Source organism: Ktedonobacter racemifer DSM 44963 (genome assembly GCF_000178855.1).
Lineage (GTDB): Bacteria > Chloroflexota > Ktedonobacteria > Ktedonobacterales > Ktedonobacteraceae > Ktedonobacter > Ktedonobacter racemifer.
Genome location: NZ_ADVG01000002.1, coordinates 1,577,782 through 1,601,996, shown reverse-complemented (window position 1 = coordinate 1,601,996; position 24,215 = coordinate 1,577,782). Strand labels below are relative to the sequence as shown.

The following is a 24,215-nucleotide window of genomic DNA, read 5'->3' as shown; positions in this document are numbered from 1 at the left end:
CTATTGCGTATGAAACAACGAGATACGCTGTTGGGGATAGGGCTCTATGGGTGGGTGGTATTAAGCCTGTTGCTCACGGGCTGTGGTGGGGTTTCGCAGGCGCAAGAAAGCACCATAGCGAACAAGAACGCGAAAATGACTCCAAAGATCGCGAATGGATGTGGGAAAGACTCTGAGGTGAAGGCGGGAGGTAGCGAAGATGAGACGATGACCGCCGATCCCAGGGTCGCCAATGGCAATAGCACGCGCGATTATTATATTCATGTGCCGACTAACTATAATAAGACGCAGAGCATCCCCCTGGTCCTGGTATTTCATGGGACAGGGGCGCGAGGCTCAGACATGGAGCAGGTCACGGGACTCTCGCAGTTAGCGGACCAGGAAAACTTTATTGTGGCCTATCCCCAGGGATTGAAGGATAATAATGGACAAACCTTCTGGGCCAGCATTGGTACAACTCAGCAAGGCATCGACGAAATCCGCTATGTCGATGATTTGCTGGATAACCTGGAGCAGAGCTTCTGTATTGATGAGCAGCGCATCTATGCCACTGGTTTCTCTAATGGTGGCGGCATGAGTTGGTATCTGGCCTGCAACTTGCCGGAGCGGATTGCGGCCTTCGCGCCAGTCTCGGGCAATTTCTATGACCTGGATACGGGCTGCAATATTAAGAGAGGCGTCCCCATTCTGGATGTGCATGGTACGGGCGACACGGTCGTGCCCTACATGGGCGGGCCTGCACCCGAGAAGCCAGATCTCCCCCTGCCATCGGTCCCGCAATGGCTCAATGAGTGGGCTAAGCGCGATCACTGCGCCCAGGGACCCAATACCTTTTTCCAAAACGGCAACGTCACAGGAGAGGAGTGGATACGCTGTCGCGATGGCTCCTCAATTGTGCATTATCGTATTGAGGGCGGCGGGCATGCATGGCCTGCCTCGCTTGATGGCTCGCCCTCCGCGTCGGAAACCATCTGGAACTTCTTCAAGCAGCATCCACTAACATATTCGTAAGGTCTCCTCGGCGTCTATGACGCCTCGCAGGGGTATGGTGTGTGGTGGCAATGCCTTTGCGGTACTGCCACCACACACCATACCCCTTTTTTTATCCCAGGTAGCGATAGAGGAGGCCGCCGAGCGAACTGGCGACAGGGAGTGGGAGCCGCTTCCAGGTAGAGGTGAGCAGGCGATACTTCCAGCTCTGCTCAGAGGTCGTGGCCAGGCCCGCCTGGCGGGGATAGTAGTAGTAGGGAAGCGGGTGCAACTCAGCGCCCCAACGGCGTTTAAACTCCATCAGGCCCTCGTTGTTGCGGGCGGTGCGCCCCATATCAAGAATGCGGTAACCATGCTCACAGCCCCACTCGATGGCGTACCACATCAAGAGGTTATTGGGGGCCAGGCGCAGGTAGCGTTCATCGGAGGCGCCATAGGCATAGCGCAACGTTGTACCGGACCCCAGCAGGATCATGCCGGCAATTGGTTGTTGCTCATACTCTGCCAGCAAGAGGATCATTTGCTCGCCTGGGGCGAAGTTCTCCCAAAGTTTGTGAAAGAAGGCCGAGGGCTGGGCGGGCATCCCATGCTTGCGTGTGCGTGTGAGCACATGGAGCCGATGATAGGTTGCCACATCGGCGGTGCTATCCGCGACACGAATGGAGAGGCCATTCTTGCGCGCCTTCTTGACCTGGTGCTGTACAGGCTTGCGCAGGTGCGACCAGGCGAGGGCGGGATCGCTTTCCAGGTTCAGGTGCCAGGTGACATAGAGATCACTCTCGACGAAGGCCGGATGATTGGCGAGCAGAGGATTGGTGCCAGTGCGTAGCTCAAGATAGCGCGCTTTGCGTTGGCGTGTCAGCTCGATAGCCTGCTCGAGTAGTTCGAGCGCGCTCGCCTCATTCTGCGCCAGCAGGGGCGCATGATCGGAGAATGGGAGCGAGACGAGATGCGTTCCCGCCAGTGGACTGCGTACGGTATAGAGAGAGAGGGTCCCTGCGAGCGAGCGAGCGGGGCCATCTGCCCCGGTGGTATAGCTCTCCAGGTGCGCGGGTTTAAAGCCATAGACGTGTTGGAGTAGATCGAGCCAACCTGGCTGGCTATAGAAAGACGCCTGCTCATGCTGCTCAATAAAGGCCTGCCGAGAGGTTTGTATTGCCGTAGTTTCAAGCATAGTCCTATCGCTCTCTCCTATGATCTGCTTATGTTGTCGTGCTTGAGTATACCTGGAAGAAGTTGTGATGACGTTGCGATAGTGGTTTCGTTTGTGTTCGTATGCATGCATACAAATGCATATATGATGCTGGCCGTGGCTATCATCTGTACCATATCACCACAGGAAGCAATGCGACCCAACCGCTTTAGCACCACATTAGTTATCGCAAATACACAGCCAAATGGTAACGTCTCTTTCATAGCGTATTTACGAAATGGGGTAGTTATGTGTGGTTGGGAGTTGGCTGCCACAGGCAGCCAACTCCCAACCACACATAACTCATCCGGGCGAGCGCCGCAGGCGCGAGAAATGAAGGGACGATAGACGTGCGACAGACAATATCACGTTCGCGCTGGCCACTCTGGCTCTGGTATGGATGGATACTGGCGTGTCTGCTCCTGGCGGGCTGCACGGATTCGAAGGCAAGTGGGCCGCCAGCGCAAGGAACAGAAACGCAGGCCAAAAGTACCGTTAAGCCGATCCTGCCTGGCCAGGAAATCTGGAAGAACAACGTCTCATCGTATCTCTTTGGCACAAATGACTCAATAGAGTGGACGCCAAACAACATTGAGACGATGCCAACGATTCAGAGTATGATGAAGTCGGCTGGTATTCCCTTGATTCGCTCGTTCTTCTTCTCCACGATCTCAGATAAGGATATAGATCAGCGTATAGGGACCATCGAGAAGATCGGCGCGCAGTGCCTGGTGGTGCTACCCGACTATGATAATCAGGCCTTTAATGAGCACGTAGTGCGCTACCTGGGTTCGCACTGCCTCATGTATGAGTTCGGTAATGAAGCCAACTACAACCACCATACTATGCAGGACTATATCGCTCAGTGGAATAAGCAGATACCACTCTTGCGCCAACTTAATCCAAAGGCCAAGTTTTTTGGTCCTACACTGAGTAATATCAATATTGAGACTAATAATGAAAAATCTTCGCCACGTTTTCTCTCAGCCTATCTTGCATCAATCAAATCCTCAAAGGTCCTACCAGACGTCTTAAGCATCCACTGGTATCCCTGCTGGCAGAATACCGAGGCTGATTGCCTGGGGAAGGCGAGCGAGATTGGCTCCATCGTGACGCAGCTACGCCAGAATGTGCGCGCGAGCCTGGGGCAGGACTTGCCTATTGCCGTGACCGAGTGGAACTTTGATCCAAACGCTCCGCCGCCTAGCTATGGCAACAAGACCGATTTCATCACCAAGTTCACCAGGGATGCCCTCAATGCCATGATCCAGGCCGGTGTGATTATGGCCTGCCAATATGCCGCGGGCAGCTATACCGGCTATGGCGGCCTGGACATGTTTGATGTCATTACCGGTCAGCCTAAGCCACAGTTTCAGACCATCAAAGAGTTGATTCAGACATATAAGCAGGGGCCAACCGCCAGTGGCGGCAATGGGCTGCTGGTGTCTCGTGGCAAGCCCGCCTTCTGCCAGAATAACGAGAATGCTGGTGGTCCGCAGAGTATCAATGATGGGCAGTATGGCAACTGGGGCAAGTGGGATGCTACACAACAATCGCTGCCGACCTGGTGCGCGATTCACCTGGATAAGGGACCCAGCAAGCTGCTCTTTATCTGGGTGTGTGACTACCAGTTCGACTACATCAATGACAACGGTGCGGGACCCGGCGCGTATACCATCGCTGTCTCGGACGATAGCACAGACGGCAGCGATGGTCACTGGAAGACGCTGGTCTCGGTTACTGGCAACGCTACACGCGTGCGTGAGCACCTGCTGGACTTCAGTGGTGAGAGCTGGGTCAAAATGACCGTAACTCAACTCTCGGCTAAACCACTGCGTGGCGACTTCGCCATTGACGAACTGGAGGCCTACGACGTCTCACAGAACGCAGACGACAGCTACTTCTTCTCTGGCGACTCGATTACCGCTATGGCCTATAACCGCTATCCAGAAGATCAGCCCTCGTTCGCCGAGGACGTCCACAAGGCTTTCCCACAGCGTTTTCCCGCGATGCTGGACGCGGGCCTGGGCGGCTGGAACTCGCAAGGGGCGGTTGAGCATATCGACGAATGGCTCCAGCTCAATCCCGATATTCACTACTGGCTATTGCAATGGGGGACAAATGACGCGCTGGGCCAGGTCCCGCCCGAGAAATACGAAGCCAACATCCGCCATCTCGTGCAGAAAATCAAGCAAGCGGGCCATATACCAATCCTGGCGCACATCCCCTCTATGAATCGCCCGGGAGAAGATAACACCGCCGTCAACACCTTAATCCAGAGCTATAACACGGCCCTCGACCGGGTCACAAAGGATGAAGGGCTGATCAGCGGCCCAGACCTATACAAGCTCTTCTCACAGCACAAAGAGTATTTCTTACCTGACGGCATCCACCCCACTGCCGCAGGCGCCATCGCTATGAACAACGCCTGGTTCGAAGCGCTACGCACCAAAATTAATTAATAGAGAGAGGCTAGAAGAGCGTGAGGGCTGCAGCCCTCACGCTCTTCTAGCCTCTCTCTATTCTTTTTTTACTCGAAGAGGGGGGAGAATTCCAGCGTGTAGGAGGGATCTTGCAGTTCGCGATACTTGACGACCTTCGCGGGTACGCCACCAACGATGGCGAAGGGGGGGACATCGCGGGCAACAACCGCGCCCGCCATGACGACCGCACCTCGCCCAATGGTAACCCCCTGGAGGATGGTGCAGCGAAGGCCGAGCCAGGCGTGGTCCTCAATCATGATGGGTTTATAGATGTCGGGAAAGGCGGGATGGTTGAGTTCGTGACTTCCCGTCATGAGCCAGGTGCCAGAGCTGATGCTCACGTTATTGCCGATGATAAGCCCGCCTGTGGTGTAGAGCAGGCAGTCGTGATTAATAATGGTATGGTGTCCAATGGAGACCTTGCTGCCGCCGCTACGCAGGCCGCCAAACATGATATGCTGGCCCAGCAAGAGATGCGTTCCAGGGCCGATGCGCCAGCCAAGCATATGTCGGTACCAGGCTCGGCGCAGCGTATGCGAGGGGATGTGATTGATAAGATGATTGGTCGCGTAGCGCAGGGCGGCATTGAGAAAGCGTTTCATGGGGTATCCTCCACACTACACAACTTCACCGCCAGCCAGGCGGTTCTCGTTGCGGCGTTTGCGTTGCAGGCGGCGCGAAGGCGTGGTCTCTTCCTCGCCGGTCGTGGGAAGTTGGATGGCACGCAGACGTGGCAGCGTGGCCTCATCGAATTCAGTGACAAGCGTCTCAACGGCTATCGACTCAGTTAACAGTTCCTCCGCGGCGGGTGCGCTTCGAGATTTGTGACGAATGGCCATCTGGAGCGTGCGCAGGTCCTCGGGCGGAATGGTGCGGAAGAGCAGCGCCACGGCCAGGTAGGCGCAGGCTCCCGCGGGTAAGAGCAGGTAGATGGTCTGGAAGCGCAAGAGCCAGAGGACGACGCCCATGATCACGCTCGCCAGGAAGGCTTTGCTGGCAACAACCAGGCTCTCAAATGCGAAGGCCTGGCGTGGGATATAGCGAATATTAATGCAGAGGAGCAGAAATTCGGTCAGGGTTGTGCTCAGAGCTGCTCCAACATGCAGAAAGCGCGGAATGAGCACGAAATTAAGAGCCAGGTTGAAGACCAGGGCAATACTGGCTGTGATAGTGATCTTCTTCTCCTGCCGTGTGCTGATAATCACGCTAACAATCACGGTATTGATGTACAGGAAAATTAGCCCGGGGGCCAGGGCCTGAAGCGCCGGGATGGTATGTTGGAAATCTGGGTTATGATAGAGAACGCCGATAATGGTGGGCGCGGCGACGATGAGGGCGGTGGTAATCGGCAGCACAAAGAACAGGAGAAAATTGAAGGATTTGGCGATAGCGATCTTAAGCTGCTCCTGTGAGACCAGGGTCAGATTGGCGTAGATGGGGGCCATGATGGGATTAATAATGAGCGAAGGCAGGAAGACCAGCGTATCGAAGAGGCGATAGCCCGCGCCATACCAGCCAACGACCGTTGTATTGGTAAAGGACTGGAGGAAGAGCGTATCGATGCGATAGTAGATGACCCCTATCGCGCCACTGACGATAAAGGGGATACTTGTGCGCAATAGCGAGCGGCTCGTGTCCAGGTCAAACCGGAAGCGCAGGCCTGCCTTGCGATAATAGCATATTGCCTGCCAGAGCGCGTTGACTGCTGAACTGACCAGTAATACCAGGGCCATGGTCTGCACGGTGCCACCTGTTTTGAGCACCAGGTAGCCAATCAGCGCGGCTAGTCCCTTCTCCAAAATTGTGCCGATGACCGGGAAGAGGACGTTGCCAAAGGCATAGTGCAGGGCGGCAAAGGTATTGCTGGTAGAGCCACTGAGCAGGGAGATGCCGCAGATCATGATGAGCTTGCTTTGTTCGTCATCATAGCCCACCAGGTGGCAGAAGAGCAGGGCGAAGGCGTAAAGGATGAGCCAGAAGAGACTTTTCAGGAGCAGGCTATTGGAGAGATAGCTCAAGGCCTTGCTATGATCCTGAGCCACATCCCTGGTAATCTGCTGATTGAAGCCAAACTCCAGGGGGAAGCCGATGAGCATGACAAAGCTGAGCGCAAAATAGAGTTCACCAAATTTGAAAGCCCCCAGGAAGCGTCCATAGGCAATGGTTAGCAGAAAGGTTGAGGTCCAGGTGATGGCCTGTCCTAAAAGAGAAATAGCGGTACTGCCCACCACTCTACGCAATTTATCCATTGTTTACACCTTTTGTTTGAATGCGCCACGTAGCGCCCGTTGAAGTACCGTTGCCATATCACCAAACGCGGGAAGAGGATCGCGCCAATCCCAGACCGAGAAGGTAATCTTCTTGAGCAGGGAGCGGAGGTAACAATCAAGAGAGAGATCGCCAAAGCGTATCTCCTGTATACCGGCGGGTATATCGGTGATGGCCCGCATCCAGCAGTAGTCGTAGCGTGGTTGCTGGGGCGTGGGTGACTCACCATGCAGAGCGCTATAGTGAATAAAAGGAAAATCCAGGCCGCAGGCCATACAGAGTGTATGCCAGCCCCAGGGGCGCACATTGATGTCGAGCACTTTATAGTCGCCCGAGCGGGGATCCTGCTTGAACTCGACCTCTACCATGCCAGTCACGCGCATATGGCGTACGATCTTAGCTGCCAGGTCGCAGAGACCGGGAATCTCTATGGCCTCCACAAAACTGCTGCCCAGGCCATAGTGAATGGGATACTGGCGTGTACGGCGCGCGGTCATGCTCAGGCGAATCTCACCGTCCTCACAGAAGGTCGCAACCGAGAACTGGCGCAGCCCATTACCCGGGATAATTTCCTGGAGCATGATCTCTTCAGGTGGAATAATCTGGGCGATGCGACGGTAGTGTGTGAAGAGCTCATCGCGCGTCGTCACTGGCAGGGCTTTTATGCGGACGACATGTTGCAGATTAATCGAGACCGCCGGTTTGAGGATCACGGGGAAGAGAATGCCCATCTGATCCAGGTCCTCCTCTGAGGTTGGATACCAGGTCCTGGGCGCGGGCACGCCCACATCTTCCGCCATGCGATAGGTCAGGCGTTTATCATGCGCCCAGCGAATCACGTTCCAGTCCTGGGTGGCCAGGAGATAGAAGCGCGAGAGCTCATGCGTATGGCGCGCGACAAACCCCACGCTGGTATCATCAGTGGGGAGAAGTATCCACTGATCAAGCTGCAAGTGTTTGCTGAGGCTGAGCAAAAAACTCAGAAATAATGGGCCATCCATGCGCTCCCCGTGCCATTTAATGCGTTGGGTCGTGTAGCGCGAGAACCAGGCGGAGCGAGGGACATTATCGACGACATAGCACGGAATGCCCCGTCGCCCCAGGCTACGCACGATGCCCAGGGCTTTGAAATCACTACCAAGGACGATAACACCGGGTTTTGCTTGTGGTTCTGACATAGGTACACCTTTGTTCCATTCCAGGAGGAATGATGGTCTAGCCAGAGAGGCTAGGCCACCATCGCCGCATGTTTGGCAACCTGTTGCGCCGCGACACGCGCCCCGACCACGAAGCGACAGAGCGGCCCAAAGTTATAGTTGGCGGAGGCACCAACAAAGTGCAGGTTGGGAACGGACGACTCAAACCAGCGATTCAAAAGCGGATGACCCTGCTGCTGTTGCACCTGGTTGCGTAGCTCCTGATCCAGGTATGTCAGTTTTTGGACATTGGTCTGGTAGCCAGTTCCAAGGATAATATGATCCACTTCGCGTGTGCTGCCATCGCTCAGGCGCAGTTGAGCACGTCCCCTCTGTTCACGGGCCTCAGTCACGGTGGTGTCAGGCGTAAGCGTAACATGCCCTTCAACACGCGGGCGTAACCAGCGTGACCCAGACGGGCGGACCGCGCGCTGATCGAGGGAACGTCGAGTCTCCTCAGAGAAAAGGCGGAAGAGCAGCGGATTCGCCACAAGCCAGTTGACGCCTGGAGGGCCAACATCACTTGGGGGGTAGAAGATGCGCTTCAGTGGTCCCGTAAGGTAATAGAGGCGGCGATCAATCCAATTGATGGGGCCGCGCGCGATGACCTCCACGGAGGCCGCACCAGCCTCGTGAAGCAGCGCGGCTGACTCCAGCGCGCTCTGCCCGCTACCGATGACTACCATCTGTTTATCTTTGAACTGGCTATGTTCGTGATGCTCCTGGCTATGGCTTGCCAGCTCATGTGACAGGCTAGCTATGACTTCGGGAATATGTGCGAAGGGTGCGACGCCTGTCGCCAGCGTAATCGTGTTCGCCTGCATCTCGCGTCCATCTGCCAGCTCCAGGCGGAACGTGTTGCCATCGCGGGCGACTCGGCTGATATAGGTCGGGTCGACCTCAGGGAGCAACTGCTGCTGGAACCAGTGTCCATAATTCAGAAATGTTTTGAGCGCAACCGGTTCCTGCTTGCCTAAGCCGATACTTTGCCCATAGCGGGGCAGGCTATAGGCCCGCGCTGGATCGGAGATATTCAGCGCACTCCAGGAAGATTTTAAGTACATCTGGGGTGACATCTGCTCCCAGAATTCCATGGTCTTCCCAAAAATGTGCGTGGGAAGGCCGCTGGCCTTGAGATGGGCCGCGGCTGAGAGTCCATAGGGACCCGCGCCAATAACGACATGTGCATCCTGCGCCACGTCAACCTACCTTTCAAAAGCAACCAGAGAAACTCTATCCGTGTATGTGTATTGTGCAAAAAAAACTTTTTATCGACCTCGCATCACTCCCGGCTCTTTCCTGCCAGACATGTTCTTGACTATCCTGCTTTGCTTGCTATAGCAGAAGATACAGCGTAAACGTAGCAATAGGATGTTGGCACCGGTAGATAAGTAGTGTTTTTTTACGAAGGAAAGGTGAGGTTATGTGGCAGAGGTAAATGTGGTAGCGATGCGTGCTGAATAGAGGCGGTTGGAGAGCATACGAAGCCAGGGCGCGCGGTTGCATAGTGAGCGGAGATACAACCTGGTAGCAGGCGGGGAAATTGGTTATTTGAGCACGTGAATAGAACCGAGAAAGGGATTTGATAACCTGCTCTTCACACCAAAAAGCACCGAATATGCGCATGCGAGAGGTAAGCTACGTGGTAGTGTTTAAATTCAGGAGGAGCGAACTCTCATGCGGCGTACTTTGGAAGCCATTTTTCGCAGAATCTGGTCTCTATGCATATTGCTTATTCTCTTGCCACTGATAGGGGTTGGTATCGCGTATCTCTTGCCGCGTTCGTACTCCTCATCGGCGACGATCTGGGCCTTGCACCGCTATACAGTAGTCGGTTCAACCGGCCCTGAGAGTAACCTGGATGCGACTCCGTCGCAGACACAAACGAATGCCTTGCTGGAGTTGCTCCATACACGCCAGTTTGCGCTCAACGTAGCCCGTAATACGGGTTTAGATCAAGAATTGAGTAGCTCACTGGCCTATAAGGTCAATAACTTGTTGCGGCCTGGTGATGTTGAGGATGCTGTGGTGAGTGAGGTCTCCAGCAATATAGTCGTCACACCCAATGGCTACAACCTACTCTCAATCAGCTATGCCAACGGAAATCCCCAGGTTGCGCAACGGATCGTCCAGAACGTAATTACCGAATATTCTGGTCAGAGCACGAATCTCTCTCTCTATGATGGGCAGCGCTTGCTGGACTCATACCAAAAAGAGTTGACCAAGGCGAAGCAAGGGTACAATGATGCGGTTGTAGCAGAGGCGGCGTATCTCAAGGATCACCCAGATGCCTTGCGTACAGGTGCTCCCTACGATCCAAATTACGCGCGTTTACACTCTAACACGCAGCAGGCGCAGACCTCTTTTCAGAACATCCAAACATCAATTGATAATTTGCGCCAGCAGCTCGCGAGCCTGGGCCAGGGGGCAAACGATCTCTTTAAAATCATCGATTCCACCTCTGATGCCAAACCCGTTGCGCGTATGAAGTCAATTTTGCTTTGCGCAGGCGTCGGCCTGGGATGCGCCGTGGCTGCGATTATGCTGTACCTCATGGTTGCAGTCCGCCGGGATCGCGCGGTCTATACAGCCTCACAAATTCAACGCGTGACATCACTGCCCATCCTGATGCAGGCTCCATACATCAAAGAAAGCACCAACACCCTGAGCATAGAGTAAAGAAGATGATGTTGCTGTACCTGGGCAGCCGCAGGCTGCCCAGGTACAGCAACATCATCTATGAATACATTTTACCCATGGAGTTAGTTAAGAAGAACAAGCGAGCAGAGAAAAAGAAACGCGGGAGCATATGAAAAAAATGGAGATGCAGAACGTCGAACAGGGAAGCTCCAACAAGCCTGAGAGGGAGCAGAAATTCCTGGAAGATGTCGACCACTTAAAAACAGAGAAGCTCATCGTCGTTGACGCCAGGAAGGAAGGGGCGCGTACTGAAGAGAAGCATGTGACCCCGAAACAACTGAGCGCCCGACCAGCCAAAGCGCCCGCGCAAAGTAATTTGAGTAAGCGCGCGCTGGCGGAGCAACGCCGCGAGATCGCGAACCTGCATATGTTGAAGGAGCGTTGTCGCCAGTTGTGCCTCTCGCTTTTCTTCCGTCGTGACACTACAGTGAGCAGTATTGGTTTTACCAGTTCGATACCAGGTGAAGGCAAGTCATATCTTGCCAGCATGACAGCCCTGGCCCTGGCACAAGATATTCATGTTCCCGTGACGCTGGTGGAGTGCAACTGGGAGCATCCCAGTCTGCACGAGGTGTTTGAGTGCGCACCGACGCCAGGACTGGCCGAGTGGTTGCGTGGCGAATGTGATGAGCACGAGATGCGGCGCCATATCACGCAAAACCTGACGGTGATACCAGCAGGTCGCGGGAGCCAGGATGCCGTCCGCCTCTTGCAGCAGATGCGCAAGGACGATCTGAAATCGCTCTTCTCCGCCCTGGGCGAGCAGTACTTTATTCTTGATTTGCCACCTGTGGTAAGCACGGGCTACGGCGCGCTAGCCGCCTCCCTAGCTGACACCCTGTTTATGGTCGTACGTTCAGGTGTGACTACTGACCGTATGATTGCTGAGACCTGCGAGCAATTGAAAGATGTCTCCTTGCAGGGCATCATTATGAACCAGGAGCAGAGTCATGTCCCGAACTGGATCCGCCAGCTCATGTAGGAGGACTCTATGAAAGAGATACTTGGACTCCTGGGCTTCTTTTTTTTGATTGGCCTGCTGGCACAACAACATACCACGCGTACAAAATGGATCCTGGGCGTGGGTATTGTTGTTCTGCTACTGTATATGGCCCTGACCAAATGAGCAAGTGAGTTGAGGCGCGCATGGATATACGGCTCAAGTCGAAATCAACAGTAAGCAGTGGCGGCATGGGTGTGGAGACTGTTGCCTCGTCCCAGCAGGAACGAGCACGGAGCGAGCGCCGCCTCTTTATACGCGTGAGTATTGGGGTGTTGATTCTGGCCCCGGTGTTGATCCTGATAGGGGTCTTGAGCAGCTTCAGCCTCATGCTGGGCCTCATGCTGGTGATTGGCGTCCTGGTGGTGGTCGCGCGAAGGCCAATTCTTGGCTTCTATATGGTCGCCTGTTGCGCGGTCGTGTTTGAACAATTTTCGCTCTCGACCCCAATTCTGACGGACTCATTGCCCATCTACGCCTGGCCGCCTGCACTGGCTGGACTGGTAGAGCGCCCCATTGGCTTCTTCATGCTCTACATTCTTGCGGTAATAGTGATCAGGCGCTGGCTGACGCGCCAGAAGCCCTTGCTCAGAGGGGGCGCAATGAAGGGGCCATTGGCCCTTTTTTTGCTCTGTGTAGGTTGGGCGCTGGTCCATGGCCTGACGAGCGGTGGTATTCTTAAAATTATCGTCATAGAGATCCGCCCCTTCTGGTATCTCTTCATGTGCTATGTGCTGGCCTATAATCTGCTTACGGAGAAGAGGCAGATCCGCAATTTTCTCTGGTTCCTTATTCTCTGTTCCGCGCTCAAGTCCTTGCAGGGCGTCTATGTCGTGCTGGGGCCGCTACATGGTGATATGAAGGCGCAGCACGATATTCTGGGACACGAGGTGTCCTTTTTCTTTGTCATGGTGTTACTGGTGCTGATCGCCTTTTTCTTGCAGTATCGAGATAAAGCCCAGATGTGGGTGATCTTCTTGACGCTCCCCACCCTGCTCTATTCTCTGGAGGCCAATCAGCGCCGCACCGACTATGTGGCGCTGATTATCGGCGTCGGTATCGTATGGGTGCTCACCATTGTGATGAATCCGCAGCGCCGCAAACGCCTGTTGATCATTCTCTGTACCTGTGGCGTGCTGGGTGCAGGCTATGTCTTTGGCTTCGCACATAGCGGAGGTGTGATTGGTGAGCCAGCGCGCGCTGTCTATTCGGTGTTTCATCCCGAGGGCGCGGACGCCAGTTCAAATGCCTATCGCGATGTCGAGGATTTCGATTTGCTCTATACCGTCAAAGAGAATCCACTAGGGATGGGCTTTGGCAAGAAATTTCTTCAGCCCCTGCCTCTGGCACAACTCGCCACCGATGATCCTACCGCAGGCGGTAATCCCTACGAGTATATCCCCCATAACACCATCTACTGGATCTGGATGCGTATGGGCTATATCGGGTACTTCGCGCTCTGGTTCTTGTTTGGCTCGCTCATCATCCGTGGCTGTATTATTGTGAAGCAACTGAAGGACCGCTATCTCCAGATGATAGGCATGATCCTGGTAGGAGCCATCTTTATGGAAGTGGCTGTGGCCTTTAGTGATTATCAGCTCTACTTCTTTAGGAATGTGATCTTCCTGGGCCTGATGATGGGAATGTTGCTGAAGTTGCCCGAAATCGAAGCAAAAGAGGAGCAAGAGAAGCGTGAAGATCCTGATCATAAGCTCGTACCTGCCCGCACCCCAGTGGGGAGCCAGCGCGCGTAGTTATTATTTGCTGCATGCCCTGGCCGAATATCATGAGGTGTGTCTCCTGGCCCTGGCAAGCCCGGAAGAGGTCCAGATCAGCGCTCAGCTTCCCCTGGTGCAAGAACTGAATGGGCGCGTGACCCTGTTGCCCTTTCAACCAGGGGGCGCGAAGCGTCGGCAGCAGATAGAGACCCTACTACGGGGAAAATCCTACTGGCTGGAGGCCTGCATTCTCCCCGAGGTGCAGGACGCCATCGATGCACTCTATGTGCAAGAGCCCTTTGATGCCGTCCTGTATGAGGGACTCTTTGTGGCGGGCTATCGCTTGCCGCCCGGGGTCAAAATAGTACTTGATCAGCATAATATCGAGCAAGAGCTCCTGTGGCGCACCTACCAGAATGAGAAAGAACCTGTGCGCAAAATCTATAACTGGTTGGAGTACAGGGTTCTCAAGCGTGGCGAGCTTGAACGTTGTCAGCAGGCGGACCTTGTGCTTACCACGAGCGGGCGTGAGCAGGAGTGGTTGCAGACGAGGCTCTCCGGCCAGCAGATAGCAGTTGTTCCTAACGGCGTAGACCTGGAGCGCTTTCAAGTAGACCCCGCCAGGCAGGAGCAGGCAGGCCGAATTATCTTCACGGGCACCATGGATTACTATCCTAATAGCACGGCTGTGCTGGCCTTCGCGCGCGACTACTGGCCCTATATTCGTCGGCAGATACCAGGTGCGACCTGGCAGATTGTGGGGCGCAAGCCGCCACCAGAGGTAGAGCGCCTGGGGGCGCTGCCCGGCGTGGTCGTGACCGGCTCCGTGCCAGACACTCGGCCCTATCTCGCGGAGGCCGAGGTCGCGATTGTACCGCTGAGTGTAGGCAGTGGCACGCGCCTGAAGATCCTGGAAGCCCTGGCGATGCAGAAGGCGGTGGTCTCGACGAGTATTGGTTGCGAGGGACTGGAGCTTGAGGCCAATACACACCTCCTGGTCGCCGACGAACCTGGCGCCTTTGTAGAGGCGGTGGTCTCGCTCTTACGCGACGCGGAGAAGCGTGCGCGCCTGGGGAGTGCGGGCAGAGCATTGGTCGAGCAACGCTATGGCTGGGGATACTGTGGCGAACTGCTGACCCGGGCGGTGAGCGTACTAACAGGAGATACGGTCTCTAGTCCGGTAGGGACCAGCTTTAGCGCGTCCGAAGGCGATTAATCGCACTTCGGCGCGAGCCAAAAACGCTTATGTCTCGCCATCGTGAGATACGTACGTTCTCCAGGCCAAAATCGGCTTACGCCGCACTGCCATAAATGGCGTTCGGACGCGCTAAAGCTGGTCCCTACGAAAATTTGCAAAGTTTATAAGCGCATGTCGAGATGTGTTTTTGCAGAGAGAGTGGGTATGTCTATGTTGCTTATTGTTTGGTTGCGCTGGCTGCTCGCAGGAGGAGAGCTCCTCTTCTTGCTGCCGATCGCCTACCTGTGCCTGGTCTGCCTGGCGGCGTTGCTGGAGGCCAGGCGTCGCGCGCGCCAGGAGGCGAATGTGACGGAGCAGGCTGGCGTGAGCCGCTTTTCTTTATTAGTACCTGCGCATGACGAAGAAGTGACGCTTCCCGGCTTGCTGAAAAGTTTGCAGGGCCTGACCTATGCGCGTGAGCACTATCGAATCTATATCGTCGCGGACAACAGCCATGACCGCACAGCGGAGATTGCGCGTTCCAGCGAGAACGTGCGCGTCTACGAGCGTTTTGACACAGAGAAGCGTGGCAAAGGCTATGCGCTCCACTGGCTACTCGGGCGCATCGAAACTGAAGCGGACGGCGCGGAGTGGGCGGATGCTTACGTTATTCTGGACGCGGACTCTATTGTCGAGCCAGGCTTTCTGGCGGCGCTCGACCGCGAACTAGCAGCAGGGGCCGTGGCGCTCCAGATGCATAATACAGTCTTAAATGGCTCTGATTCGCCCAGCACCGTGCTGCGCTGGCTGGCCCTGACACTGGTCAATCATGTACGGCAACTGGGGCGCAATGCCCTGGAAAGCAGCGCGACCCTTACCGGGAATGGTATGTGCCTGCGCCGCACGTTACTGCAACGCTATCCCTGGCAATCCTTCTCTGTGACTGAGGATTACCAGTATTACCTTCAGCTAGTAGAGCAGGGTGAGCGGGTGCGCTATGTTCCCGAGGCGGTTGTGCGCTCGCATATGCCGACCTCCTTTGAGCAGATGCGCACGCAGGATATTCGCTGGGAGAGCGGCGCACCCGAGCAACCAGGCTGGAAGACTGCGCTCCGCCTGCTCCGGCTCGCCGCGCGTGAGCGCGACTGGGTACGACTGGAGACGGCCTTTGAGTTACTGACGCCCCCACTCTCCCTGATGGTGGGAGGAAGTGTCGTGTTGTTCCTGCTGAGTTGCGTCCTGTACTCCTGGCTTACTCTGGGGTTGGCCTGCGCCTTACTGCTTGGGCTGGCCTGCTATCTGGGAACCGGGCTGTACTTTATGCGGCCAACGCGAGAAACCTATCAGGCACTCTGGCACGCGCCCCGTTTTATGCTCTGGAAATTGTGGGTGTACCTGGTGGTGCGGCGGAGCAAGCAGCATAGCGCTGAGTGGGTGCGGACCAGCAGGAGTTCCGTGGCGCTCGGTAATAGTGAAGAGGGAGGACAGGTATGAGCACGGTCCGTGTTGGCGCGGTCACCTTTGACTGGTATCCATTTGATCCCCTGGTACGTCGTATCTCAGAGGCCGCGGTGGATGGGGGCGATGACGTAGACGTCATCTGCCTGCGGCAAGAGAGCGAGCAGAAATCCGAGGTCTATAACGGGGTGCGCATCTTCCGCCTGCCCATGAATCGGGGCTTTGGGCAATCGCTGCCGCTTACGCTCTTAAGCTGGGCCTGGTTTATGCTTATGGCGGGTTGGGTCCTGACCTGGAGGCATCTCAGGCGCCGCTATGACGTCATCCACGTGCATAATATCCCTGATTTTCTTGTCTTCTCGGCCCTTATCCCGCGCTTATTGGGCGCGAAAGTGATCCTGCACATTCAGGACACGGCTCCCGAGCTGATGGTCGCCAAGGCCAGTGGGCGTAAGGGCGCGTTGATATTTCGCCTGGCCTGCTGGCAGGAGCGTATCTCCTGTGCCTTTGCGCACAGTGTTGCCACCGTTGGCTGGCCCTTTGAAGAGCTTCTGCTCCAGCGGGGCGTACCTAAAGAGAAGATTACCATCATCCTGAATAGTGCCGATCCCAAGCTCTTTCCTGAGGAGCGGCGATGCACCCCTCCCTATACCGTCGCTGAGCGGACCGGGCAGGCGGAGACAACTCCCTTCATTATCATGTATCACGGGACGTTGGCCGAGCGCAATGGCATGGATATCGCTATCCGGGCGCTGGCCCAGGCCCGGCAGACAGTTCCACAGTTGCGCCTGGACATTAAGGGGCGGGGTGAGCACCTGGCATACCTCAAACAGCTCGCGCAAGAGTTGGGGGTGCAGGAGCATGTCGTATTTACTGATCCCTGCGCTATGGAGGAACTGGTCGACTTCCTGCTTCAGGGAGATGTTGGCATCATTCCCTATCGCTGCAATGGCTTCTCTGAGCTTGTGCTCCCCACCAAAGCCTACGAGTATGCCTGGATGCAGCGCCCCATGCTTGCCTCAGACACAAAGGCCATCCGTTCAATGTTCAGGGGCGAGTCCTTGATCCTATGCGATCCCGAGCGCGTTGAGAGCTTCGCCCAGGCCATGATCGACCTCTATCAACAACCAGAGCTACGCGAGCGCCTGGTCACGAACGCGCTGGAGGACTACACACCCTATCGCTGGGACGCGATGGCCCAACGCTACCGCCAGCTCCTGTATACCCTTGCGCATCCTAACCGGGCGCCGGAGGTGGCATTAAGCCAGCAGTGATTTTTTGAAAGAGAGGGAGCCTATGGGGGCTGGCGCACGCCAGCCCCCATAGGCTCCCTCTCTTTCAACTTACCCCACTTCGAGGATGCGCAGAAAGAAATCCTGGATGGTCACAGAATCGATGTCGCCGCTGATGGAGAGCGCTGCCTGGTGTCCAGAGGGCCAGCATGCAAAGCGGAGCAGAGGCGTAGTTAGACCTTCTACCTGCTGTATGATATCGCTGCGCGTCTCGAATTGGGCCGAGCGCGAGGCGCCCAGGCCAGTGGGCAGATGTAGGTAGTGCGTATAGGAGGCGCGCTCCTCCTCGGAGGCGCGCTGAGCAGCATAGCCCTGCTCATGTAGGAAGGCCAGGACCGCCTCGGGTGTCTCAGGCGAAACACCAATAGCTGGACACTGCGAGGCTTCAAGCGTAAAGGTGCGTGCCTCCACGCTGACCTCGTGCTCGTTCCAGGTGGTTGTGGGCTGCTCGACGAGCTGGACGTGGCGCGCGAGAATGGTCGCGCGTTCGGTACAATCAGCCTCGACCTGCCAGGCGTTGGGCGCGGTCTGCTGAAGCGTGAAGGTGAAGCGAGCGCGCTCCTTCCACCAGCGGGCGATCTCGTCCAGGCGCGTGATCCAGATGGGGCGAGGCTGGCTAGTTGCGGTCCGCAACAGGATGCTCAGGGCCTGGCGACAGAGTACTCCCCGCTCGGGATGCAGGTTGAGCACATACGCGCCCTCCAGATCATACACACGCTGCATTACCAGGCTCCAGAGCTTGCCCACCTCCTCGCCTGAGGTAATACGCAAGCGATCAAAAAGCATCTCATCGTCGGGAATGCTGGTTGGAATGCGCAAAAGCGTATCCTCAAAGTGTGGACGCAGGGCATAGGCGGTGCAGGGCAGGGCGCGGTAGAGTGCCAGTGATTTCTGATAGCCATCGAGAATCGTTGGGGAGAGCGAGGCCTGGTCAACAACATCATGTAGTACGGCTTCATTGCTCTCATAGGCAAAGCCCAGGTCTGTGAAGACCTGAACCGAGTCCTCGCTCCAGCCCAGGTAGGGATTGCGAAAGCCCTGAAACGGCATTTTTACCTGCTGAAAGGTTGCGATGGCGCGGCTGGTCTGCGTATACTGTGCATCCTTGTTTAACTGGCGATAATCGTTGTGGACATAGCCGTGGATGCCGATCTCAGCCCCCGCCTGTTCGATATCTGCTAGCAGGCGAGGATGGCGCTGTAAGACCACGGCGGGAATAAAGAATGTTGGTGCAGCCTGATAGGGTTTAAGCTCATGAATGAGCGTTTCCAGCGAGCGGCGATTGCGTGTCTCGCTGAAGCCAAAGCGGGAGAAGACGGTCCAGAGGCGGCGCGCGAAGTTGCGCGGCCCCTTGGTCTTGATGGAGAAAGAGACCAGGTTCAAGAGAAACCTCCCATGTCGTAGAAGAGAATGGGCCGGCCAGGCCGGCGACAGCATCTGCACGAGGGCGCAAAAAGACGCTCCATCGCGAGCACATTACTCCAGCAAGCAAGCAGGAGAAAGAACGCGGCTGCCATGAACATGGGAGTGGAATATTTGATTATGTCTGTATTATAACATATACATGGGCTTATGTGGTATGACTTTCGCGCCTACGGCGCTCAGAGAGTTAGAGGGTATGGACATGGGAAATGAGGCGCAGCCTCATTTCCCATGTCCATACCCTCTAACCGCAGGCGAGCTTGCGAGCCTGAAAGGCAAGTCGCCATTAGACAATAGGGGCAAGCTGGTCTTGAAAAATCCGGTAACCATCATGAGTGATCACACCTTCCAGGAGGAGATCATCATTGATGCGATAGCCTTCGGGATGAGGCTTAATATTGTCGAGGTGGGCGAAGAGCCAGCCGGCGGGTGAGAGCCACTGCTGAAAATTGTCGAGGGCATGTCGCTGATTGAGGCCATAGGCATAGATGATCTCGGCTTTCTGCTTGCCGTCATCGATCCATAATTCGGCAATATAGAGGACATAGACGGCAGTTTCAGGATCCATGGGTTTTGCTCCTCCTGGGGAACGAGGCAGGAACGCACTACGCTGCTCTAAGAATAGTATGCCATAGAAAAAGCAATAAAAACAGCTCATAGCCAACTTTTTCCAGGCCTGAGCGCACACATCGAGACTCTACCTGCTATATAGAAACACGTCTCGCTTGCAGACCAGGGAGACACCTGGTCTGCAAGCGAGACTCTTTCAGCAGGAGTCACTGGTCCATTTTATATTTTAGACCAGGTGGAAGCGCTGGCTTGCCTGGTGTGAGGCAGTCACCAGGAGCGACTCGCTGGCGTCTATGCCAAGATGCCTGGCTGTACTGCGTACAATGTCGTTGGCCAGGTGTTCAAGGAGCGCGGCGTTATCACGCTGTGAGAGCTGGATATGTCTGGAGCGTAGGAGCGCGAGCGGATCCCTCTGCTGTCTCCAGGCCAGCAAGAAGCGCAAGAGGCACACAAGAAAGAGGCATAAGACCGGAATATAGATGAGTAAGCTTAGCAGGTCAAAGAATCCAGTGAGTAACCAGTTGGAGAGAAAGCTATTGGAAGGTGAAGGGCTTACGAGGGCGCTTAGCCAGGAGGATTGAGCGAAGAGAGACACGAAAGAGGGGGCGCTAAAAGGCGCGATAATGACAAAAAGGGTCAACGCGACAAAGGCCAGGCAACGGAACAGGCTCACCGGTAGACGCAGCGTGGTTGTGTGCGAGATATAGAGATGTTCCGCCAGCGAGGTAAGAGAGAGGAAGACCGAGGCGTCCTGGCGCTGAAGCTGAATGTATGCTGGCTGCCCTGATCGCCCATGCATGCAGGCCACCTGGATGTCATCGAGATCGCGATGCCTGGCTTCTTCCTCCAGCAGCGTATAGACCCTGCCTGCTTCCATGTGATGTCCAGTCTGACTGGTCAGGAACCACGAGTGATGGGTAATAATGCTGCCATGCCCGACGAGCACGGGACGAAGCTGAAGCTTCTGCACCTGCTTGTGAGGCATCGGCCTGGGCTGGGGATCGGGCTGTGGCAGGGGCGCGACGGTCTTCCTGGCCACGATTCCCGGTATATTAGAAACGCTGAGCATGGGATCGGAGACCGGTAACGCCAGTGCATCCTCCTCGTCCTCGGACTTTGAAAGCATGGAGGGGAGTGGCGTCTGTGGTATCTCGGTAAAACGCGCGAGCTTGGTAAAGGACCCCGTCCCTTTACGCCGGGTGGGCATTTGTGCCCCACATTGAAGACAGGTCGCGGCCTGTTCAAAGTTGGCTACAAAGCAGTGGGGGCAGATGGATGGCATGCGTGATCCTCCTCTTCTACATTGCACAGAGATGTGTCCCTGATAGATCGCATGAGCAATACTATATCTATTCAGGCGACATTGTACATTTATGGATATAGCATGTCAATTATGGCTTATATGGCCATACAAGCCATTTTTCATGTATTTGTAATGAAGCAAGCAAGATAGCGCACCTTGTGGCCTATGCAAGGGAGGAGCAAAAAGTAGTATGAAATTCTGTTCATTCCTTAACAAAGGGGCAAAAAGCTAGAGAAGCGAAAGGGCGGCGTATACAAGCTTGATTATTATCAATATAGCAGCCATAGAACAGATTTACACATTGTAACACTCCCCGTTGAGTCTACAGTGGGATGTGGTTTCGACAAAAACATGGCACTGAGATGAAGCGGGGGGAAAGTGGAAAAAAAAGAAGGCCTCATATGAGGCCTTCGTAGTCAGTGCCGAAGGGGGGACTCGAACCCCCATGCCAATTAAGGCACAACGCCCTGAACGTTGCGTGTCTACCAATTTCACCACTTCGGCGGAAGTGATCTGTTCACTTGGAACGAGAACTATAATACAGGATCAGGCCCGCTCCTGTCAAGCCCCTACATAGAGCAATTTAAGAGTTTTGCAAAAATCTAGACTCTACAAGGGAGGCGACACGTTTCCAGTAGCATCCTTTTCTCCATACCCTGTCTGGAAAGCCTCGGTAAGATGTGTATGGATAGTTGGCGGGCAAAGCCCGCCAACTATCCATACACATCTTACCCTTGAGTGCCGCAGGCGCGAAAAGCCAAAACGCAGACGCGGTACATAGTTTAAGAAACTATGTACCGCGTTCTCGTCTCCATGGTATGGGTGCCGAAGGGGGGACTCGAACCCCCATGCCAGTTAAGGCACAACGCCCTGAACGTTGCGTGTCTACCAATTTCACCACTTCGGCAGAAGTGATCTGTTCACTTGGAATGAAGACTATAATACAGGATCGAGGCTCGTCTGTCAAGAGTTTTCACAGCCATTTTTCAGGGCTTAGCCTTAAAAAGCGGCTCAGTTGATCGTTACCCACTTTGGGGACCTTTCCCACCTGGCCGTATGGTTCAGTATCTTATCCAGTGGTCTCCACTTTCGTGCTATAATAACAGAGATTGTTCCAACTGGTTGCTTAGTATGCCTGAGTTCTCCTTCCTACACGAGTAGAAGTGGGAAGCCAGGGTAAGGAGGAGTGTGCCCTTTGCGGTTACGTCGAGAGATAGGTGCTGTAACGGCAGAGATGCTCAAGGCGTGTCAGTGCAGAGAGGCGAAGCAAACAGAAGGAGATTGAGATGCAGGAGACAAGGACAGCCCCCGTGCGAGCGGCCATCGATATTGGGAGTAATACACTTCAACTACTGATCGCGAGATGCCAGGGCGATTCTCTGGACATCCTGGTGGATGAGGAAGAGATGGTGCGCCTGGGAAAGGATGTCAATGTGCATGGGGAGATCTCGCCGCAGAAGCGCGAGGAGGTCATAGGTATTCTCCAGCGCTATAAAGCTCTGGTGGTTGAGCACCAGGTAGAGTCTATCTTCGTGGTCGCGACCGAGGCAACGCGCAAAGCACGCAATAGCCAGCAATTCCTGAACGCGATAGAGCGAGCGGTCGGCGTCAAGACGCAGGTGATTGGCGGCGAGGTGGAGGCGATGTTGACCTTTTATGGCGCAAGCTACGAATATTATCGCCAGCAAGGGGCGCCTGATCCCCTCGTCGTTATGGACCTGGGCGGTGGAAGCACCGAACTGATCAACGCGCAGCGTGGGAAAGTCAAATGGCTGACTTCTCTTCCTGTTGGCTCTGGATGGCTGCATGATCGCTATATGCCTTCGGACCCACCAACTGAGGACGAGCGCGATCTTGCGCAGGTGTTTCTCAAGACATACATGAATGGAACGCGCCAGAAAAGCAGGCCCGAGACGCTCATTATCACAGGTGGTAGCGCGAAGGCCCTGTTAAAGATGGCCCGCGCCGCCCTGGAGCTTGGAGACGAGGTACAGCGCCTCTCCTTTATGGATGTTGTGCGTTGCGATGGATTGCTCAGCTCGTTATCGGCAGCAGAGGTCGCTCGGCGCTATGGCATAGATGAGAAGCGCGCGGCAGTCTTACCCGCGGGAGCAACGATCATTCAGGCCATGATGACCCGCTTGCAGCTATGCGAAATTCGCATAAGCACGCATGGCATTCGCGAGGGCGTTCTCCTGGCATATGCGCGGCATGGTGACGACTGGCTGGCGACGTTGGAAGCGCATGGAGAGAGTGCGGGCAGCAAGAAGTCGACCAGCACAGGGGCGGAGATGGTAACAGAAACCTTCGCTGAGACGGGTAGGCGGCTCTTGAGTGAGGGGGCTAGCAAGATGGGCGGGTGGCGTGCGGAAGTATTGAAGAATGAAGATGTAGAGGCCGTTCATAAGATGCGCGTGGCATCGCGGCGCCTGCGTGCAATACTGGACGCCTACGAGGATGTCTGCGAGCCGAAGTCTTTTAAAGAGGTCTATAGCTGGACCAGGGAACTGGCAGATATGCTGGGTCAGGCCCGCGATACCGACGTCATGATGCAGAAATTGCAGCAGCGTATGGAGGAGGCAGAAGAGGAAGAGAAAGAGGGCCTGAACTGGTTTATTGCGCGTCTACATGTATATCGCGACGAGCACCAATTTGTGCTGGCGCGCTACCTGAAAAATTTAGATGAGCAGAAATTTTTGCGCCTGATCGATGCCTGTCTGCCAAAGGAGGGAATGCGTCATGGCTAAAGCGAGAGCTATTCACGGTTTGCAGCCGCACGCGACGACAGGCGAGAACGCGCGTAAGATTATCGAGACGCGCCTGGACGAACTGTATCAATGGGAAAAGTACGTGGGTGAGCCCTATCGTTCAAGTGAACTGCACGATATGCGCATCGCGGCCAAGCGTCTGCGTTATACACTGGAACTTTTCGCCGACGCGTTGCCGCCTGCGTGTGCAGCGCTGGTCAAAGATGTGGAGCAGATACAGGGGGAGTTAGGGGAGTTACACGACAATGATGTCATGGTTGCATTGCTGCGTTTATGTCTGGGGAGTGTGGGTGGTGGAAATACCTATCAGGCTGCTTTGACGCAGGTGCCGACGCTTGCCAAAAAGAAGTCGCAAGGGAAAACCGTAATAGAACCGGCCCTGGTGGCGCATATGGCTGATCCGAAGGTTGCGCCTTCGGCCGAGGAGCGCCTGGGACTTGAGGCGTTATTACGAGCTTATGAAAAACAACGTGAACAATCTTATATAGCCTTTCGCGAGCATTGGCAACAGCTGCAAGAGCGAGATTTTCGCCGCGAATTACTGTATTCTATATAGGGGTAGGTTTTCAGAAGAGGTACTGGTGCCTGGCCTGATATGTATAGATAGAGTAGGAGTAGCAAGCTGTGACGGTAAGGCTGTGTTATGGTTGTGGGGGACAACATGGTGCAGCGAGACAA

General features: G+C 55.2%; 19 protein-coding genes and 2 tRNA genes. 11 read left to right on the top strand and 10 right to left on the bottom strand.

Features of this window, described 5'->3' with window-relative positions:
• The first annotated feature begins 9 nt into the window (after positions 1-9).
• Positions 10-1,011, top strand: coding sequence for an extracellular catalytic domain type 1 short-chain-length polyhydroxyalkanoate depolymerase (locus KRAC_RS62320; protein WP_007911330.1), 1,002 nt, complete (start codon positions 10-12; stop codon positions 1,009-1,011).
• Between the two features lie 91 nt (positions 1,012-1,102).
• Here the strand turns inward: KRAC_RS62320 and KRAC_RS23260 are convergent, their stop codons facing one another.
• On the bottom strand, positions 1,103-2,164 hold the full coding sequence (locus KRAC_RS23260; protein WP_007911329.1) for a lipid II:glycine glycyltransferase FemX: 1,062 nt from the start codon (positions 2,162-2,164) through the stop codon (positions 1,103-1,105).
• A gap of 368 nt (positions 2,165-2,532) precedes the next feature.
• Here KRAC_RS23260 and KRAC_RS62315 point away from each other — a divergent pair, with 368 nt between their 5' ends.
• Positions 2,533-4,644: an SGNH/GDSL hydrolase family protein gene (locus KRAC_RS62315; protein WP_007911328.1), complete on the top strand. Its 2,112-nt coding sequence runs from the start codon at positions 2,533-2,535 to the stop codon at positions 4,642-4,644.
• A gap of 68 nt (positions 4,645-4,712) precedes the next feature.
• Here KRAC_RS62315 and KRAC_RS23250 read toward each other — a convergent pair whose 3' ends face one another.
• From KRAC_RS23250 to KRAC_RS23235, 4 genes are read right to left on the bottom strand one after another with little or no spacing between them, the layout of a single operon-like run.
• A complete protein-coding gene (locus KRAC_RS23250) occupies positions 4,713-5,267 on the bottom strand; it encodes an acyltransferase (protein WP_007911327.1) in 555 nt (184 codons plus the stop codon).
• Positions 5,268-5,282: 15 nt separating this feature from the next.
• Positions 5,283-6,914 (bottom strand): flippase, encoded by a 1,632-nt coding sequence (locus KRAC_RS23245; protein WP_007911326.1) that lies wholly within the window; start codon positions 6,912-6,914, stop codon positions 5,283-5,285.
• Between the two features lie 3 nt (positions 6,915-6,917).
• The gene (locus KRAC_RS23240) at positions 6,918-8,111 is read right to left on the bottom strand and encodes a carboxylate--amine ligase (protein ID WP_007911325.1); all 1,194 of its coding nucleotides are present in this window, start codon (positions 8,109-8,111) and stop codon (positions 6,918-6,920) included.
• Positions 8,112-8,161: 50 nt separating this feature from the next.
• Complete coding sequence (locus KRAC_RS23235; protein ID WP_007911320.1) at positions 8,162-9,328, bottom strand: NAD(P)-binding domain-containing protein; 1,167 nt, start codon at positions 9,326-9,328, stop codon at positions 8,162-8,164.
• 478 nt (positions 9,329-9,806) lie between these two features.
• Between KRAC_RS23235 and KRAC_RS23230 the strand changes: the two genes are divergently transcribed.
• The 7 genes from KRAC_RS23230 (at position 9,807) to KRAC_RS23205 (ending at position 17,456) form a co-directional block, all read left to right on the top strand.
• Positions 9,807-10,808 (top strand): GumC domain-containing protein, encoded by a 1,002-nt coding sequence (locus KRAC_RS23230; RefSeq protein ID WP_007911318.1) that lies wholly within the window; start codon positions 9,807-9,809, stop codon positions 10,806-10,808.
• 130 nt (positions 10,809-10,938) lie between these two features.
• Complete coding sequence (locus tag KRAC_RS23225) at positions 10,939-11,811, top strand: CpsD/CapB family tyrosine-protein kinase (protein ID WP_040444064.1); 873 nt, start codon at positions 10,939-10,941, stop codon at positions 11,809-11,811.
• A 9-nt stretch (positions 11,812-11,820) separates the two neighbouring features.
• Complete coding sequence (locus KRAC_RS78410; protein ID WP_007911314.1) at positions 11,821-11,955, top strand: hypothetical protein; 135 nt, start codon at positions 11,821-11,823, stop codon at positions 11,953-11,955.
• 20 nt (positions 11,956-11,975) lie between these two features.
• Positions 11,976-13,583, top strand: coding sequence for an O-antigen ligase family protein (locus tag KRAC_RS23220; protein ID WP_007911312.1), 1,608 nt, complete (start codon positions 11,976-11,978; stop codon positions 13,581-13,583).
• On the top strand, positions 13,522-14,763 hold the full coding sequence (locus tag KRAC_RS23215; RefSeq protein ID WP_007911311.1) for a glycosyltransferase: 1,242 nt from the start codon (positions 13,522-13,524) through the stop codon (positions 14,761-14,763). The genes KRAC_RS23220 and KRAC_RS23215 overlap by 62 nt, the downstream gene beginning before the upstream one ends.
• A gap of 192 nt (positions 14,764-14,955) precedes the next feature.
• Positions 14,956-16,218, top strand: coding sequence for a glycosyltransferase family 2 protein (locus KRAC_RS23210; protein WP_040444062.1), 1,263 nt, complete (start codon positions 14,956-14,958; stop codon positions 16,216-16,218).
• Positions 16,215-17,456, top strand: a complete 1,242-nt coding sequence (locus KRAC_RS23205) for a glycosyltransferase family 4 protein (protein ID WP_007911309.1) — start codon at positions 16,215-16,217, stop codon at positions 17,454-17,456. The genes KRAC_RS23210 and KRAC_RS23205 overlap by 4 nt, the downstream gene beginning before the upstream one ends.
• 69 nt (positions 17,457-17,525) lie before the next feature.
• On the opposite strand, the gene KRAC_RS23200 is transcribed toward KRAC_RS23205, so the two are convergent.
• The 5 genes from KRAC_RS23200 to KRAC_RS23180 all read right to left on the bottom strand — a co-directional run bounded on the left by KRAC_RS23200 (position 17,526) and on the right by KRAC_RS23180 (position 21,676).
• Positions 17,526-18,857 (bottom strand): polysaccharide deacetylase family protein, encoded by a 1,332-nt coding sequence (locus KRAC_RS23200; RefSeq protein WP_007911308.1) that lies wholly within the window; start codon positions 18,855-18,857, stop codon positions 17,526-17,528.
• A gap of 325 nt (positions 18,858-19,182) precedes the next feature.
• Positions 19,183-19,464: a hypothetical protein gene (locus KRAC_RS23195; RefSeq protein ID WP_007911306.1), complete on the bottom strand. Its 282-nt coding sequence runs from the start codon at positions 19,462-19,464 to the stop codon at positions 19,183-19,185.
• 228 nt (positions 19,465-19,692) lie between these two features.
• Positions 19,693-20,748 (bottom strand): zinc ribbon domain-containing protein, encoded by a 1,056-nt coding sequence (locus tag KRAC_RS23190; RefSeq protein ID WP_007911304.1) that lies wholly within the window; start codon positions 20,746-20,748, stop codon positions 19,693-19,695.
• Between the two features lie 441 nt (positions 20,749-21,189).
• Positions 21,190-21,273: transfer RNA gene (locus KRAC_RS23185), tRNA-Leu, on the bottom strand.
• A 319-nt stretch (positions 21,274-21,592) separates the two neighbouring features.
• A tRNA-Leu gene (locus KRAC_RS23180) sits at positions 21,593-21,676 on the bottom strand.
• Positions 21,677-22,055: 379 nt separating this feature from the next.
• On the opposite strand from KRAC_RS23180, the gene KRAC_RS23175 reads away from it, so the two are divergent.
• Positions 22,056-23,516, top strand: a complete 1,461-nt coding sequence (locus KRAC_RS23175) for a Ppx/GppA phosphatase family protein (protein ID WP_007911302.1) — start codon at positions 22,056-22,058, stop codon at positions 23,514-23,516.
• Positions 23,509-24,093, top strand: coding sequence for a CHAD domain-containing protein (locus KRAC_RS78405; protein ID WP_040444059.1), 585 nt, complete (start codon positions 23,509-23,511; stop codon positions 24,091-24,093). Before KRAC_RS23175 ends, KRAC_RS78405 begins: the two co-directional genes overlap by 8 nt.
• The last annotated feature ends 122 nt before the right edge of the window (positions 24,094-24,215 follow it).

Coding starts and splice junctions, on each gene's coding strand:
- KRAC_RS23245 (WP_007911326.1), bottom strand. CDS start 6,914: ATGGATAAATTGCGTAGAGTGGTGGGCAGTACCGCTATTTCTCTTTTA.
- KRAC_RS23225 (WP_040444064.1), top strand. CDS start 10,939: ATGAAAAAAATGGAGATGCAGAACGTCGAACAGGGAAGCTCCAACAAG.
- KRAC_RS23210 (WP_040444062.1), top strand. CDS start 14,956: ATGTTGCTTATTGTTTGGTTGCGCTGGCTGCTCGCAGGAGGAGAGCTC.
- KRAC_RS23240 (WP_007911325.1), bottom strand. CDS start 8,111: ATGTCAGAACCACAAGCAAAACCCGGTGTTATCGTCCTTGGTAGTGAT.
- KRAC_RS23195 (WP_007911306.1), bottom strand. CDS start 19,464: ATGGATCCTGAAACTGCCGTCTATGTCCTCTATATTGCCGAATTATGG.
- KRAC_RS78405 (WP_040444059.1), top strand. CDS start 23,509: ATGGCTAAAGCGAGAGCTATTCACGGTTTGCAGCCGCACGCGACGACA.
- KRAC_RS23175 (WP_007911302.1), top strand. CDS start 22,056: ATGCAGGAGACAAGGACAGCCCCCGTGCGAGCGGCCATCGATATTGGG.
- KRAC_RS23230 (WP_007911318.1), top strand. CDS start 9,807: ATGCGGCGTACTTTGGAAGCCATTTTTCGCAGAATCTGGTCTCTATGC.
- KRAC_RS78410 (WP_007911314.1), top strand. CDS start 11,821: ATGAAAGAGATACTTGGACTCCTGGGCTTCTTTTTTTTGATTGGCCTG.
- KRAC_RS62320 (WP_007911330.1), top strand. CDS start 10: ATGAAACAACGAGATACGCTGTTGGGGATAGGGCTCTATGGGTGGGTG.
- KRAC_RS23190 (WP_007911304.1), bottom strand. CDS start 20,748: ATGCCATCCATCTGCCCCCACTGCTTTGTAGCCAACTTTGAACAGGCC.
- KRAC_RS23260 (WP_007911329.1), bottom strand. CDS start 2,164: ATGCTTGAAACTACGGCAATACAAACCTCTCGGCAGGCCTTTATTGAG.
- KRAC_RS23220 (WP_007911312.1), top strand. CDS start 11,976: ATGGATATACGGCTCAAGTCGAAATCAACAGTAAGCAGTGGCGGCATG.
- KRAC_RS23250 (WP_007911327.1), bottom strand. CDS start 5,267: ATGAAACGCTTTCTCAATGCCGCCCTGCGCTACGCGACCAATCATCTT.
- KRAC_RS23205 (WP_007911309.1), top strand. CDS start 16,215: ATGAGCACGGTCCGTGTTGGCGCGGTCACCTTTGACTGGTATCCATTT.